Origin of the sequence: Stutzerimonas nosocomialis (genome assembly GCF_005876855.1) — a bacterium.
GTDB classification, from domain to species: Bacteria; Pseudomonadota; Gammaproteobacteria; order Pseudomonadales; family Pseudomonadaceae; genus Stutzerimonas; species Stutzerimonas nosocomialis.
Window position 1 is genome coordinate 53354 of sequence record NZ_QLAE01000006.1, and the last position, 14783, is coordinate 68136.

Annotated in this window: 12 protein-coding genes; 11 read left to right on the forward strand and 1 reads right to left on the reverse strand. The window is 66.1% G+C overall.

What is annotated here, in order from left to right:
- Positions 1-87 precede the first annotated feature (87 nt).
- The 10 genes from aroQ to DN824_RS05310 all read left to right on the forward strand — a co-directional run bounded on the left by aroQ (position 88) and on the right by DN824_RS05310 (position 12300).
- Positions 88-531 carry a type II 3-dehydroquinate dehydratase gene (gene aroQ / locus DN824_RS05265; protein WP_138407298.1) on the forward strand — a complete coding sequence of 148 codons (444 nt, stop codon included), beginning with the start codon at positions 88-90 and terminating at the stop codon, positions 529-531.
- Between the two features lie 80 nt (positions 532-611).
- Positions 612-1064, forward strand: a complete 453-nt coding sequence (accB, locus tag DN824_RS05270; protein WP_138407299.1) for an acetyl-CoA carboxylase biotin carboxyl carrier protein — start codon at positions 612-614, stop codon at positions 1062-1064.
- A 17-nt stretch (positions 1065-1081) separates the two neighbouring features.
- Complete coding sequence (accC, locus tag DN824_RS05275) at positions 1082-2431, forward strand: acetyl-CoA carboxylase biotin carboxylase subunit (protein WP_138407300.1); 1350 nt, start codon at positions 1082-1084, stop codon at positions 2429-2431.
- A 101-nt stretch (positions 2432-2532) separates the two neighbouring features.
- Positions 2533-3411: a 50S ribosomal protein L11 methyltransferase gene (gene prmA / locus DN824_RS05280; RefSeq protein WP_138407301.1), complete on the forward strand. Its 879-nt coding sequence runs from the start codon at positions 2533-2535 to the stop codon at positions 3409-3411.
- A 100-nt stretch (positions 3412-3511) separates the two neighbouring features.
- Entirely contained in the window at positions 3512-4729 is a 1218-nt protein-coding gene (locus DN824_RS05285) for a DUF3426 domain-containing protein (protein WP_138407302.1), read from the forward strand.
- A gap of 177 nt (positions 4730-4906) precedes the next feature.
- Positions 4907-5920 carry a tRNA dihydrouridine synthase DusB gene (dusB, locus tag DN824_RS05290; protein ID WP_138407303.1) on the forward strand — a complete coding sequence of 338 codons (1014 nt, stop codon included), beginning with the start codon at positions 4907-4909 and terminating at the stop codon, positions 5918-5920.
- Positions 5917-6240, forward strand: coding sequence for a DNA-binding transcriptional regulator Fis (fis, locus tag DN824_RS05295; protein ID WP_138407304.1), 324 nt, complete (start codon positions 5917-5919; stop codon positions 6238-6240). The genes dusB and fis overlap by 4 nt, the downstream gene beginning before the upstream one ends.
- A 121-nt stretch (positions 6241-6361) precedes the next feature.
- The gene (gene purH, locus DN824_RS05300; protein WP_138407305.1) at positions 6362-7966 is read left to right on the forward strand and encodes a bifunctional phosphoribosylaminoimidazolecarboxamide formyltransferase/IMP cyclohydrolase; all 1605 of its coding nucleotides are present in this window, start codon (positions 6362-6364) and stop codon (positions 7964-7966) included.
- 117 nt (positions 7967-8083) lie between these two features.
- On the forward strand, positions 8084-9367 hold the full coding sequence (gene purD, locus DN824_RS05305) for a phosphoribosylamine--glycine ligase (protein ID WP_138407306.1): 1284 nt from the start codon (positions 8084-8086) through the stop codon (positions 9365-9367).
- Positions 9368-9486: 119 nt separating this feature from the next.
- Complete coding sequence (locus DN824_RS05310) at positions 9487-12300, forward strand: hybrid sensor histidine kinase/response regulator (protein WP_138407307.1); 2814 nt, start codon at positions 9487-9489, stop codon at positions 12298-12300.
- A gap of 6 nt (positions 12301-12306) precedes the next feature.
- Here the strand turns inward: DN824_RS05310 and DN824_RS05315 are convergent, their stop codons facing one another.
- Positions 12307-13554: a cytochrome P450 gene (locus DN824_RS05315; protein WP_138407308.1), complete on the reverse strand. Its 1248-nt coding sequence runs from the start codon at positions 13552-13554 to the stop codon at positions 12307-12309.
- Between the two features lie 243 nt (positions 13555-13797).
- Here DN824_RS05315 and DN824_RS05320 point away from each other — a divergent pair, with 243 nt between their 5' ends.
- The gene (locus DN824_RS05320) at positions 13798-14745 is read left to right on the forward strand and encodes a lysylphosphatidylglycerol synthase transmembrane domain-containing protein (protein WP_138407309.1); all 948 of its coding nucleotides are present in this window, start codon (positions 13798-13800) and stop codon (positions 14743-14745) included.
- The last annotated feature ends 38 nt before the right edge of the window (positions 14746-14783 follow it).

Consider the following 14783-nt stretch of genomic DNA (forward strand, 5'->3'; position numbering starts at 1 on the left):
CAGTCAGCGCCGGGTTCGGGCATAGTTTTGCCCTTCACTGGCCAGCCCCTTGCGCATGGCCCGCGAGCAGAACAACAAGGAACCCCCATGGCCACCATCCTGGTCCTCCACGGCCCCAACCTGAACATGCTCGGCACCCGCGAGCCCGGCGTATATGGCGCCGTGACCCTGGCCCAGATCAATCAGGATCTGGAGCAGCGCGCACGCGACCAGGGCCATCACCTGCTGCACCTGCAGTCCAACGCCGAGTACGAACTAATCGAGCGCATCCACGCGGCGCGTGGCGAAGGCGTGGACTTCATTCTCATTAATCCGGCCGCCTTCACACATACAAGCGTGGCGTTACGTGACGCATTGCTGGCGGTGAGCATCCCATTCATCGAAGTGCACCTGTCCAACGTGCACAAGCGTGAACCTTTCCGTCATCACTCCTACTTTTCCGACGTGGCGGTAGGGGTGATCTGCGGCCTCGGCGCCAGCGGTTATCGGCTCGCCCTGGAGGCTGCCCTGGAACAACTCGCCGCCTCCTAGAGACGAGCGCGACGCGCAACGCGCATCGCGACGCCCGGGAAGCGATTGCTAACCTTTGAACTCACCGGAGTCATTGCTTCATGGATATTCGCAAAGTCAAAAAACTGATCGAGCTGCTGGAAGAGTCGGGCATCGACGAGCTCGAGATCCACGAAGGTGAAGAATCGGTGCGCATCAGCCGCCACAGCAAGCAGCCGATGATGTCGCAGCCGATGTACGCACCGGCCCCCGCACCGGCCCCGGTCGCCGCTGCGCCCGCCGCCTCCGCCGAAGCTCCGGCTGCAGCCCCTCAGCTCAACGGCACCGTGGTGCGTTCGCCCATGGTCGGCACCTTCTACCGCGCCGCCTCGCCAACCTCGGCGAACTTCGTCGAAGTCGGCCAGACCGTCAAGAAAGGCGACATTCTCTGCATCGTCGAAGCCATGAAGATGATGAACCACATCGAAGCTGAAACCAGCGGCACCATCGAATCGATCCTTGCGGAGAATGGTCAGCCGGTCGAATACGACCAGCCGCTGTTCACCATCGTTTGAACCGCGGAGAGCCTGCGATGCTGGAAAAAGTACTGATCGCCAACCGTGGCGAGATCGCCCTGCGAATCCTGCGCGCATGCAAGGAGCTGGGCATCAAGACGGTCGCGGTCCACTCCACCGCTGACCGTGAACTCATGCACCTGGCACTGGCCGACGAGTCGGTGTGCATCGGCCCGGCCCTTGCGACCAACTCGTACCTGCACATCCCGGCGATCATCGCAGCGGCGGAAGTGACCGGCGCGACCGCGATCCATCCGGGCTACGGCTTTCTCGCCGAGAACGCCGACTTCGCCGAGCAGGTCGAGAAATCCGGCTTCGTCTTCGTCGGCCCGAAAGCCGACACCATCCGCCTGATGGGCGACAAGGTCTCGGCCAAGGATGCGATGAAGAAAGCCGGCGTGCCGACCGTTCCCGGTTCCGACGGCCCGCTGCCGGAAGACGAGGAAACGGCCCTGGCGATCGCACGCGAGGTCGGCTACCCGGTCATCATCAAGGCGGCAGGCGGCGGCGGTGGTCGCGGCATGCGCGTGGTGCACCACGAGGAAGACCTGATCAAGTCGGCCAAGCTGACCCGCACCGAAGCCGGTGCCGCGTTCGGCAACCCGATGGTCTACCTGGAGAAGTTCCTCGGCAATCCGCGCCACGTGGAAGTGCAGGTGCTGTCCGACGGACAGGGCAATGCGATCCACCTCGGCGACCGCGACTGCTCGCTGCAGCGCCGCCACCAGAAGGTCATCGAGGAAGCGCCCGCCCCCTTCATCGACGAGAAGGCCCGCGCCGAAGTGCTCAAGCGCTGCGTCGACGCTTGTATCGAGATCGGCTATCGCGGTGCCGGCACCTTCGAGTTCCTCTACGAAGACGGCCACTTCTATTTCATCGAGATGAACACCCGCGTCCAGGTCGAGCACCCCGTCACCGAAATGGTGACCGGCGTCGACATCGTCAAGGAGATGCTGCGCATCGCCGGCGGCGACAAACTCTCGGTCAAGCAGAGCGACGTGGTGATCCGCGGCCACTCGGTGGAATGCCGGATCAACGCCGAAGACCCGTCGACCTTCCTGCCGAGCCCCGGCAAGGTCAAGCACTTCCATGCACCGGGCGGCAACGGCGTACGCGTCGACTCGCATCTGTACAGCGGTTACACGGTACCGCCGAACTACGACTCGCTGATCGGCAAGCTGATCACCTACGGGGCGACCCGCGAGGAAGCGATGCAGCGCATGCGCAACGCGCTGGACGAGATCGTCGTCGACGGCATCAAGACCAACGTGCCGCTGCACCGCGATCTGGTCCGTGATCCCGGCTTCTGCAAGGGCGGCGTTAACATCCACTACCTGGAAAAGAAACTGGGAATGGATAAGCACTGAGCGCCACGCGCTATCATGTGCACCTGACAAGGAGCGGCCCTGCCGCTCCTTTTTCTTTTCCGCACCCTGGGCTTGCAGGGTGCCTCCGCAGAGGACGCCCCATGCCCTGGTTGCAATTGCGCATCGCCATCAGCCCTGAGCAGGCCGAGCCGCTCGAAGACGCCCTGCTCGGGGTCGGCGCCGTATCGGTAACCTTCATGGATGCCGAGGACCAGCCGATCTTCGAGCCGGACCTGGGCACCACGCCGCTGTGGACTCACACCCACCTGCTCGCCCTGTTCGAGGCCGACGTCGATGCCGATGCGCTGCTGGCCCACCTGCAGCTGCTCACCGGCGGCACCCTTCCGGAGCACCAGCTCGAGCGGATCGAGGACCAGGACTGGGAACGCAGCTGGATGGACAACTTCCAGCCCATGCGCTTCGGTCGACGGCTGTGGATCGTGCCCAGCTGGCACGACGCGCCGGAACCCGAGGCCGTGAACCTGCTGCTCGACCCGGGACTCGCCTTCGGCACCGGCACCCACCCGACCACCGCGCTGTGCCTGGAATGGCTGGACGCGCAGGACCTGGCCGGCACAACCGTGCTCGACTTCGGATGCGGCTCGGGCATTCTCGCCATTGCCGCGCTGCTGCTCGGCGCCGAGCACGCGGTCGGCACCGACATCGACCCGCAGGCGCTCGAAGCCTCGCGCGACAACGCCGAGCGCAACCGCATCGCCGCCGAACGCTTCGAGCTGTTCCTGCCGGAGCAGTTGCCCGCAGGCCAGGCCGACGTCGTGGTGGCCAACATCCTCGCCGGGCCGTTGGTGGCCCTCGCCGGACAGATCACCGAACGCGTGCGCCCGAGCGGCCGTCTCGCGCTGTCGGGCATCCTCGCCGAGCAGGCCGAGGACGTCCGAGCAGCCTACGCGCAGGCGTTCGAACTCGACCCGACCGCGATCAAGGACGGCTGGGTGCGCATCAGCGGCGTACGCCGTTGAGCGGGAACCGGCCGCTGCCGGATGTGGGGGCCGGGCGGCCGCTTGCCGACTGCCGGCGGGCATGCGCTAGACTAGCGGCTGTTTTTGGCCGGACCACCGCATGAGCAGCTTCGTCACCCAGTGCCCCCATTGCCGCACCAGCTTTCGCGTCAGCCGCGCCCAGCTCGGCGCGGCGCAAGGGGTGGTCCGCTGTGGTGCCTGCCTGGAAGTGTTCAATGCCGCGCGCCAGCTGCTGGTGAACCAGAACGTCCGGGCGATGCCCGCCCCGCCTCCACCGCCCGCCCCGCTCAAACCCAAGGCCGACCAGGATACGCTGTGGATTCACGACGACCTGGACCTCGACCACCTGGACCTGGACGAGGAGCTGGCCAAGCTCGAGCAACAGGAACTGCAGCTGTCGCGCGAGTTCATGGAGCTGGAGCAGCGCGCCACCACCGGCGCGTTCACGCGCCCGAACCAGGGCGAACAGGACGCACTCGACGAGGCCTGGGCGGAGCAGCTGCTGCGTGACGAATCGACTCCGCCCGCCGCCACCCCGTCGCCCGCCCCGCAGCGCGAGGTGAGCTTTGCCCCGGTCACCGCCGACGAACCGCTCCCTCCGACGCCACTGACGACCTCGACCCAGCCCTTGCGGACCGCGGCGGCAGAGGAGCCCACCGCCGAGGCGGCGGCAACGCCGACCGCCCTGGCGACCGAGGAGCCCGCACCGAAACGCCGCAAGTCCAGGCGCGCCGGCGACAACCCCAAGCATGAGGCCGATCCGGAACCGGACCGGGAGGGGCTGTTCGATCTCGACGACGAACCCCTGGAGCTGGAGTGGCAGAAGCCCAAGAGCCCCTGGGGCAGCAGGCTCGGCTGGGGCGCGCTGACGCTCCTTGCGCTGCTCGCCCTCGGCGCCCAGTACGCCACCTATAACTTTGACGAACTGGCGCGACAGGATCGGTATCGCCCCTGGTTCGAATGGGTCTGCCCGACCCTGGGTTGCGAGGTGCCGGCCAAGGTCGACATCGCCCAGGTCCGCAGCAGCAACCTGGTGGTACGCAGCCATCCCGATTTCAGCGGCGCGCTGGTGGTCGACGCGATCCTCTACAACCGAGCGCCCTTCTCGCAGCCCTTCCCCATGCTCGAGCTGCGCTTTGCCGACATCAACGGCCAGCTCATCGCCAGCCGGCGTTTCAAGCCCGGCGAATACCTCGCCGGGGAGCTCGCCGGCCAGGTGGACATGCCCCCGCAGACGCCCATCCACATCTCGCTGGACATCCTCGACCCGGGTCCGAGGGCCGTCAATTACAGCCTGAGTTTCCACTCGCCGGAGTGATCGGGACGGGGCTTTCGGGCGCCATCGGGCCGCATCCGAACCTTTGGCGATAAGGTTGCGACTGTTCAGAATTTGTTCAAAACAATCTTTATCCGGTCATGCAGAGCGGGTATTATGCCCACCCTTTTTTGCTGTCCCCGATCGACCTAACAAGCAGGCCCAAACCAGGGAATCTCAATGTCAGCGGTACGTATCGGCCCTTACACCTTGTCCAATCGTCTGATCCTCGCGCCCATGGCCGGCGTGACCGATCAGCCGTTTCGCCAGCTGTGCCGTCGCCTGGGTGCGGGCCTGGTGGTTTCGGAGATGGTGACCAGCGACGTGCGCTTGTGGAACAGCCGCAAGTCGCGCCTGAGGCTGCTGCACGAGGGGGATCCGGAGCCTCGTTCGGTGCAGATCGCCGGCGGCGACGCGCAGATGCTGGCCGAGGCGGCGCGCCGCAATGTCGAGCTCGGGGCGCAGATCATCGACATCAACATGGGTTGCCCGGCCAAGAAGGTCTGCAACAAGGCGGCCGGCTCGGCGCTGATGAAAGATGAGCGCCTGGTGGCGCAGATACTCGAAGCGGTGGTCGGTGCGGTGGACGTCCCGGTGACGCTCAAGATCCGCACCGGCTGGGATCGGCAGAACCGGAACGGCGTGACCGTTGCCCGGATCGCCGAGCAATCGGGAATCGCCGCGCTGGCGGTGCATGGCCGGACCCGCGCCGACCTTTACACCGGCGAGGCCGAGTACGAGACCATCGCGCAGATCAAGCAGTCGGTGGGCATCCCGGTATTCGCCAATGGCGACATCGACTCGCCACAGAAGGCCCGCCAGGTCCTGGCGCACACCGGGGCAGACGCCCTGCTGATCGGACGGGCCGCCCAGGGGCGGCCGTGGATCTTTCGCGAGATCGACCATTTCCTGGCGACCGGCGAATTGCTGCCGGCGCCGGCGCGGGAAGAGATCGAGGGCATTCTGCTCGAACATCTCGACCAGCTGTATGGGTTCTATGGTGATGTGATGGGCGTGCGAATCGCGCGCAAGCATGTGGGCTGGTACCTGTCCACGATGCCGGGGGCGAAGGCATTCCGCAGCACGTTCAATCGACTGGACGAGCGGGAAGCACAATGCGCCAGTGTTCGGGCCTTTTTCTCCGAATGCCGGACGGGCCCTGTTTCAGGGGAAGGGGACGAGGTAGCCGCATGACGACAATGATGACCGACACACTGGTAACTGGAACGACATCCGTGAGCGACAACATCAACCTGAAGCAGCACCTGAACACGCCGAGCGAAGCGGGGCAAACCCTGCGCGGCAGCGTGGAGAAGGCGTTGCGCAACTATTTTGCCCATCTCGAGGGCGCCGAAGTCACGGATGTGTACGACCTGGTGCTTTCGGAAGTCGAGGCCCCGCTGCTGGAAACCGTGATGGATTACGTCAAGGGCAACCAGACCAAGGCTTCCGAACTGCTGGGCCTGAACCGCGGCACGCTGCGCAAGAAGCTCAAGCAGTACGACCTGCTCTGAAGCCGCTGCAAGCCTGAAGCCGGGAGCGCCACGTCGAGCACCGGCAGTGCGTCAATGCCAGGCTTCGAGCATCGCTTCCCGCTCACCCGTCTCTCTTCTTTCCCACTCCAATGGCTCCGAAATGACCGACCAGACCTCCCGCCTCCCCGTTCGCCGCGCCCTGATCAGCGTCTCCGACAAGACCGGCATCCTCGACTTCGCCCGCGAACTCGCCGACCTCGGTGTCGAGATCCTGTCCACTGGCGGCACCTACAAGCTGCTCAAGGACAACGGCGTCGCCGCGGTGGAAGTGGCCGACTACACCGGCTTTCCGGAAATGATGGACGGTCGCGTCAAGACCCTGCACCCGAAGATCCACGGCGGCATTCTCGGCCGCCGCGCGCAGGACGGCGCCGTGATGGACGCCCACGGCATCAAGCCGATCGACCTGGTCGCGGTCAACCTCTACCCGTTCGCAGCCACCGTCGCCAAGCCCGGCTGCACGCTGCCCGATGCGATCGAAAACATCGACATCGGCGGGCCGACGATGGTCCGCAGCGCCGCGAAGAACCACAAGGACGTCGCCATCGTGGTCAACGCCGGCGATTACGCATCGGTCATCGACGCGCTGAAGACCGGCGGCCTGACCTATGCCCAGCGCTTCGATCTGGCACTCAAGGCCTTCGAACACACGGCGGCCTACGACGGCATGATCGCCAACTACCTGGGCGGCATCGACCAGTCGGCCGAAACCCTCAGCACCGAAGGCCGCAGCCTGTTCCCGCGCACCTACAGCATGCAGTTCATCAAGTCCCAGGACATGCGCTACGGCGAGAACCCGCACCAGCAGGCGGCGTTCTACGTCGAGTCGCCCGACGAGGCCTGCGTGGCCACGGCGCGCCAGCTGCAGGGCAAGGAACTCTCGTTCAACAACGTGGCCGATACCGACGCCGCGCTCGAGTGCGTGAAAAGCTTCGTCAAGCCGGCCTGTGTCATCGTCAAGCACGCCAACCCCTGCGGCGTGGCGGTGGTGCCGGAAGAAGACGGCGGCATCCGCCAGGCCTATGAACTGGCCTACGCCACCGACAGCGAGTCGGCTTTCGGTGGCATCATCGCCTTCAACCGCGAGCTGGACGGTGAAACCGCCCGCGCCATCGTCGAACGTCAGTTCGTCGAAGTCATCATTGCCCCGAGCATTTCCGAAGAGGCACGCCAGGCCGTGGCCGCCAAGGCCAACGTGCGCCTGCTCGAATGCGGCCAGTGGCCCGCCGAGCGCGCGCCCGGCTGGGACTTCAAGCGCGTCAATGGCGGCCTGCTGATACAGAGCCGCGACATCGGCATGATCAGCGAGTCGGACCTGAAGATCGTCACCCAGCGTGCGCCGAGCGAAAAGGAAATCCACGACCTGATCTTCGCCTGGAAAGTGGCCAAGTTCGTCAAGTCCAACGCCATCGTCTATGCGAAGAACCGCCAGACCGTCGGCGTCGGCGCCGGCCAGATGAGCCGCGTCAACTCGGCCCGCATCGCCGCGATCAAGGCCGAGCATGCCGGCCTGGCCGTGCAGGGCGCGGTCATGGCCTCCGACGCCTTCTTCCCCTTCCGCGACGGCATCGACAACGCCGCCAAGGCGGGCATCACCGCGGTGATCCAGCCCGGTGGCTCGATGCGCGACGCCGAGGTGATCGCCGCGGCCGACGAAGCCGGTATCGCGATGGTCTTCACCGGGATGCGCCACTTCCGCCATTGACCGCCGGTGGATGGCTTCGGCCATCCACCCTACACGGAACGCCAGACATCGTAGGGTGGATAACGCTCCGCTTATCCACCGAGCGGGCCAAAGGCCAGCCTCCAACGGGAGAGAGAAATGAACGTACTGATCATCGGCAGCGGCGGTCGCGAACACGCCCTGGCCTGGAAAGTCGCGCAGGACAAGCGCGTCGAGAAAGTTTTCGTCGCGCCGGGCAATGCCGGCACGGCTACCGAAGCCAAGTGTGAGAACGTCGCCATCGACGTGCTGGCCATCGAGCAGCTTGCCGATTTCGCCGAAAAGCATGTCGCGCTGACCATCGTCGGCCCCGAAGCCCCGCTGGTCAAAGGCGTCGTCGACCTGTTCCGCGCCCGCGGGCTCGCCATCTTCGGCCCCACCGCCGCCGCGGCCCAGCTGGAAGGCTCGAAAGCCTTCACCAAGGACTTCCTGGCGCGCCACGAGATCCCGACGGCGAGCTACCAGAATTTCACCGAGGTCGAGCCGGCCCTGGCCTACCTGCGCGAGAAAGGCGCCCCCATCGTGATCAAGGCCGACGGCCTCGCCGCCGGCAAGGGCGTCATCGTCGCCATGACCCTGGAGGAAGCCGAAGCGGCCGTGCGCGACATGCTGTCGGGCAACGCCTTCGGCGACGCCGGTGCACGGGTGGTGATCGAAGAGTTCCTCGAGGGCGAGGAAGCCAGCTTCATCGTCATGGTCGACGGCACCAACGTCCTGCCGATGGCCACCAGCCAGGACCACAAGCGCGTCGGCGACGGCGACACCGGCCCGAACACCGGCGGCATGGGTGCGTACTCCCCCGCCCCGGTGGTGACGGACGAGGTCCACCAGCGGGTGATGGACGAGGTGATCTGGCCGACCGTCAGGGGCATGGCCGCCGAAGGCAACGTCTACACCGGCTTCCTGTATGCCGGCCTGATGATCGACAAGTCCGGCGCGCCCAAGGTCATCGAGTTCAACTGCCGCTTCGGCGATCCGGAGACGCAACCGATCATGGTGCGCCTGGAGTCGAGCCTGGTCCTGCTGGTCGAGGCCGCACTGGCGCGCGCGCTGGACAAGGTCGAAGCCCGCTGGGACCCGCGCCCGACGGTCGGCGTGGTGCTCGCCGCCGGTGGCTATCCGGGCGACTACGGCAAAGGCGAGGTGATCGAAGGCCTGGATGCGGCCGCGGCGCTCGACGGCAAGGTGTTCCATGCCGGTACGGCGCTGCGTGACGGCCAGGTCGTGACGTCCGGGGGCCGTGTCCTCTGCGCGACGGCCATCGGCAGGAGCGTCGCCGATGCCCAGCAACAGGCCTATCGCCTGGCCGAGAAGATCCGCTGGAACGGCTGTTTCTACCGCCACGATATCGGCTATCGGGCGATTGCCCGCGAGCAGGCATAGCGCCCGAACAACCGCTCGGCGAAATCAGCCCAAAGTCCAATGGTAAACCCCCTTTGCGCATTACAGCGCCTTGGGGGCATGGCTATAATCCGCTGTCATACCCCTGAAGGGACTTCGCCGTGAGCCGGCTTTGGATTGCCATCGGTATCGTTTGCTGCCTGCTGCTGACGGCCTGGAGCCCTCAGCCGGCGCAGGCCTTTCCGGTACCCCCTTCGGCCGGCGCCGGTGACTCCCCGCAAGAGGACGACCACCATCCGAACTGGCGACTGCTGATCGACGAATCCGGACGCCTGTCCCTGGACGAGGTCCTCGCCCAGCGCAACCTGTTCCAGCGCCTCGACAAGCTCTCCTATACCGCTCCGGCCAGCGACAAGGCCATCTGGCTGCAGGTCAGCCTGGACGGCGACGCCGATCCCAGCTGGCTGTGGCTGTTCGCGCCGCGCGTCCAGCTGCTGGATTTCTACCTGCTGCGCGGCAACCAGCTCGAGCAGCATATTCGCAGCGGCGAGCAGCAGCCCATGAGCAGCCGACCGCTACCGGCCCGCGCGTACCTGTTCTCGCTGCCCAATGACGAGCGCGCGCGCGAGGTCTATGTGCGCATGCAGTCGAACCATCCGCTGATGGCCTGGTTCCAGATCATCGACGAGACCGGGCTGGTCAGCCAGGAAAAGCCGGCCTATCTCTTCGGCGCGCTGCTCGGCGCGCTGGCGCTGCTGATGATCCACAACCTGCTGCGCTTCGCCTACACCCTGAGCTACACCTACATTTCGCTGGGCCTGCTGCATGGCGCGCTGCTGGCGTGCACCGCCGCAAACCTCGGGCTGCTGGCCGTGTGGGTGCCGGAGCTCGGCTTCAGGCAATCACTGGTCGCCGACGTCTCGGCGCTCTGCGCGTGTCTTGCGCTGCTCTCGTTCACCATTGGCTTCTTCCGCTATCGGCCGAGGCGCTGGGTGAACTGGCTGATCGGCATCGAGCTGTGCGCGGTGGCGATCTTCACCCTGGTCATTCTGCTGACCGGCTGGCTCTGGCACAGCTGGCTGATCTATTCGCTGGTGCTGGTCGTGGCGATCAGCGTTCCGGCGGTCGCGATCTATCACTGGCGCCAGGGCTATCGTCCGGCGCGCCTGGTGGTCGCCGGGATGCTGCTGTTCAACACGGGTTTCGCCTTTTTCGTGCCGGTGCTGTTCGGCCTCGACCAGCTCAATCCCGGCTGGCTGGTCAGCGGTGTGTTCAGCGTCGCCACCATCAGCGGCATGGTGCTGAGCTTCGCCCTGGTCGAACGCCAGCGGCATATCCATGCCGCCCGGTTGTCCCAGCACACCGCCGCCGCGGTGAATACCGCCGAGCTCAAGACCAAGGCCGACTTCCTGGCCAAGATCAGCCACGAGATCCGCACCCCGATGAACGGCGTGCTCGGAATGACCGAGCTGTTGCTGGGCACCTCGCTTTCGGCCAAGCAGCGCGACTACGTGCAGACGATCCATAGCGCCGGTAACGAGCTGCTCAACCTGATCAACGAGATACTCGACATCTCCAAGCTCGAATCCGGGCAGATCGAACTGGACGACGTGCAGTTCGACCTCAACGCGCTCGTCGAGGACTGCCTCGACATCTACCGGGCCAAGGCCGAACAGCTCAAGGTCGAGCTGATCAGCTTCATCCAGCCGCAGGTGCCCCGGGTCATTGCCGGCGACCCGACCCGGCTTCGCCAAACGCTGCTGAGCCTGCTGGACAATGCCTTCAAGCAGACCGACGAAGGCGAGGTCCTGCTCGTCGCCGCCATGGACGGTCCGGAGGACGCCCCGCGCCTGCGCATCACCGTGCAGGACAGCGGCCAACCGCTGGACCAGGCCGAGCGCGAAGCCCTGCTCAACGCCGCCCTCAACAGCCGCGACGTGCTTTCGGCGACGCGCTTCAGCGGCCGCCTGGGGCTGATCATCGCCCGCCAGCTGGTCGGCCTGATGAACGGCGAGTTCGGCATTCACAGCGGCGCCTCCCAGGGCAATACGCTGTGGGTCTCCCTGCCCCTGGGCCGGCAGATCCACCTGCCGCCGAGCGCGGACCTCGAGAGCCCCTTGCGCGGCGCACGCCTGCTGGTGGTCGACGACAACGAAACCTGCCGCAAGGTGCTGGTGCAGCAGTGCAGCAGTTGGGGCATGAACGTCAGTGCCGTCGCCTCGGGCAAGGAGGCGCTGGCCCTGCTGCGCACCAAGGCGCACCTTCGCGAGTTCTTCGACGTGGTGCTCCTGGACCAGGAAATGCCCGGCATGACCGGCATGCAACTGGCCGCCAAGATCAAGGAGGACCTCAACCTCAACCATGACCTGCTGCTGATCATGCTCACCGGCATCAGCGCCGCGCCGAGCAAGATCATCGCCCGCAACGCCGGCATCAAGCGGATCCTTGCCAAGCCGGTGGCCGGCTACACGCTCAAGACCACCCTGGCCGACGAGCTGGCCCAGCGCACCCACGGCTCGCTGCCTCACCAGCAACCGGAGCCGGAACCGCAGAGCGCGGCTGCCCTGGGCGTACCGGACGACTTCCGCATCCTGGTCGCCGAAGACAACAGCATCTCGACCAAGGTCATCCGCGGCATGCTGAACAAGCTCAACGTCAAACCCGACACCGCGAGCAATGGCGAGGAGGCGCTCAAGGCGATCATGTCGCAGCCCTACGACCTCGTCCTGATGGACTGCGAGATGCCGGTGCTGGACGGCTTTACCGCCACCGAACGGCTACGCGAATGGGAGGCCAGCCAGCAACGCCCCCGCACGCCGGTGGTCGCGCTCACCGCGCACATCCTCAGCGAACACAAGGAGCGCGCTCGCGAGGCCGGCATGGACGGTCATATGGCCAAGCCGGTCGAGCTGTCGCAACTGCGCGAACTCATCGACTACTGGATCGCGCAGAAGGCCGCCACGACCGCCCGCTGAGCCCGCTCAGCGCCTGCGCACGTCGCTGATCACGAAACAGCTCTCCGGCTGGGCCGGCATCCTCGAGGTGTCGATCCGCAGGTCCTGCGCCGGCACGCCGTAGGTCATCGCCTGCGTCAGCATGCGCAGGGCCAGCTTGAGCAGCTCGATGGACAGGCGTTCGCCGGGACAGCGGTGATTGGTCGCCGCGTCGGCACCGCCCTGGGTGATGAAGCTGTACGGATTGCCGTCCCACTGCTCGAAGCGTTCCGGATGAAAGTGTTCGGGATCCTGCCAGTTGCGCGGGTCCCGGTTGGTCCCGTACAGGTCGAGCATCACCCGGGTCCCTTCGGCGAAGTGGTAGCCCTTCCATTCGAAATCCTTGCGCACCCTCGCGGCGGTGAACGGGAAGAAGGCGTAGAGCCGGCGAACCTCCTGCGCGAACAGCTCGCGGTCCTCGTCGGAGCCGTCGGCGAGCCGCTGGCGCCACTCCGGATGGGCCAGCAACTCGAGCGCCGCGTAGACGATGAAGCGCGACACCGCGACCGTCGGGCGCAGCAGGTTGAGCAGTTCGACCGCCGCGATGCGCGTATCGAGCCGCTCGCCATTGGCGTCCCGGTGCGTGGCCACCGCCTGCAGCGCGCTTTCGGCAGGCGCCGGAAGCGCTCCAGCGCGCACCTGCTCGATCAGGCCAGCGGTCCATCGCTCCGCCTCCCGGCGCGCCTTGCGTGCCTGCCAGTGGCGCGCGCCGACCCCTCCGGCACCGTCGATCATCGCAGCCAATTGCGCACGCCTGATCTCGACCTCCTCGTCGCCCAGCGGCACGGCGGCCCATTGGCATGCGGCCTGGGTGAGGATCCGCTGGGCCTCGATCAGCAACACCACGCGATCGGCCTGGCGCCAGCGCTCGATGGCCGCCTCCCATTGCCCCTGCGCCAGCCGGACCATTTCGGCCACGCCCTGGTCGTCGAGCAACGAGACGAACAGCCGCTTGCGCTGCAGGTGGGCATCGCCGTCGAGCCCCTGCACGCCGCCGCGCCCGAACAGCGTCTGCTGCAGCATCCGGGGCGCGGCATGGGCGCGCTGGAACAGCGCCTTGTCATAGAACAGCCGGGCCGCTTCTTCGCCGCTCATGCAGATGGTGTTCTGCATCAGCAGGCGTGTCTGGAACACGTCGCTGCCGAGGGCACGGCAACGGTCGCGGATGAAGGTGTAGCCTTCGCGCAGCAAGGCTGTAGAGCTTTCCAGGCTGTCGTCACGCGGGATATCGGTCATGGTCGCCCTCTGCATCGTCTAAACCCTTTGGACGACAACGGACGGACAACCGGGGTTGCGTCTACCGGACGAGAGGTGTCCACAGAAATCGAACGGAACGAATGGGGCGATGCGACGATCGATTCATGCATCAGTGGCCGATTGATGCGGCGGCGTGCATGATACGGGCCTCCCTGCCCGACCCGCTGCAGATCGGCCAAATCGATCCCGCAAGCAAGGGCCCACCTGCGTGATGAATACCCGATGATGAAAAGGAGCGATGCCGCCTGGACTTTCGTTGGGCTCGCGGCAGTGGTGTTCTCCAGTTACCTGCTCTATCACGAGCTGCGCGACATCTCGCTCGCCGAGATCGCCGGCAGCCTTGCCGCCATCGGCCATCGCAACTGGTGGCTGGCGCTGGCCGCCACGCTCGGCGCCTATAGCGCGCTGGCCTGGTACGACCGCATCGCCATGGCGCACCTGGGCAAGAAGATCTCCTGGTGGTTCATCACCCTCTGCTCCTTCACCACCTATGCCCTGGCCCACAACATCGGCGCCTCGGTATTTTCCGGCGCGGTCGTGCGCTACCGCGCGTACCGCAGCAAGGGCCTCACGCCCCACGAGATCGGCGTGCTCATCGTGTTCTGCTCGCTGACCTTCGTCCTCGGTACCTTGCTGGCCATCGGCGCGGTGCTGTTGCTGCGCCCGGACCTGTTGAACCGCCTGGTCCGCGTCGACCCCTGGGTTTCCTACGCCATCGGCAGCGCGCTCCTGGCCCTGGTGGCGCTGTATGCGGTCGGGGCCTGGCGCGAACGCGCGCCCTGGCGGCTCGGCAAATGGCACATCGAATACCCTCGCCTGGCCATCGTCGGTCGGCAGCTGCTGGCCGGCCCACTGGAGTTGCTCTGCGCCGCGGCGATCATCTACTTCGCACTGCCCGCGGAGCACAACCCCGGCTACCTGGTGGTGCTCGGCGCATTCCTCGCCTCCTTCTCCCTCGCCCTGCTGTCCCACGCCCCGGGCGGGCTCGGCGTGCTGGAGGTGACCTTCATCGCCGCGCTGCCGGAGCTGCAAACGGCGGACGTACTCGCCGCGCTGATCGTCTTTCGCTGCCTGTATTTGCTGTTGCCGTTCGCCCTGGCGATCCTGGTGGTGGTAGGCTTCGAGGTCGGTCAGTGGTCGCGCAAGCGCGTCGAACTACCCGGCGATTGAGACGGCGTCCTCATCCGACGAATATGGTCTAGCGACGC

Excerpts from the sequence above, each read along its gene's own strand:
- aroQ (WP_138407298.1), top strand. The coding sequence starts at position 88 with ATGGCCACCATCCTGGTCCTCCACGGCCCCAACCTGAACATGCTCGGC.
- accB (WP_138407299.1), top strand. The coding sequence starts at position 612 with ATGGATATTCGCAAAGTCAAAAAACTGATCGAGCTGCTGGAAGAGTCG.
- accC (WP_138407300.1), top strand. The coding sequence starts at position 1,082 with ATGCTGGAAAAAGTACTGATCGCCAACCGTGGCGAGATCGCCCTGCGA.
- prmA (WP_138407301.1), top strand. The coding sequence starts at position 2,533 with ATGCCCTGGTTGCAATTGCGCATCGCCATCAGCCCTGAGCAGGCCGAG.
- DN824_RS05285 (WP_138407302.1), top strand. The coding sequence starts at position 3,512 with ATGAGCAGCTTCGTCACCCAGTGCCCCCATTGCCGCACCAGCTTTCGC.
- dusB (WP_138407303.1), top strand. The coding sequence starts at position 4,907 with ATGTCAGCGGTACGTATCGGCCCTTACACCTTGTCCAATCGTCTGATC.
- fis (WP_138407304.1), top strand. The coding sequence starts at position 5,917 with ATGACGACAATGATGACCGACACACTGGTAACTGGAACGACATCCGTG.
- purH (WP_138407305.1), top strand. The coding sequence starts at position 6,362 with ATGACCGACCAGACCTCCCGCCTCCCCGTTCGCCGCGCCCTGATCAGC.
- purD (WP_138407306.1), top strand. The coding sequence starts at position 8,084 with ATGAACGTACTGATCATCGGCAGCGGCGGTCGCGAACACGCCCTGGCC.
- DN824_RS05315 (WP_138407308.1), bottom strand. The coding sequence starts at position 13,554 with ATGACCGATATCCCGCGTGACGACAGCCTGGAAAGCTCTACAGCCTTG.
- DN824_RS05320 (WP_138407309.1), top strand. The coding sequence starts at position 13,798 with ATGATGAAAAGGAGCGATGCCGCCTGGACTTTCGTTGGGCTCGCGGCA.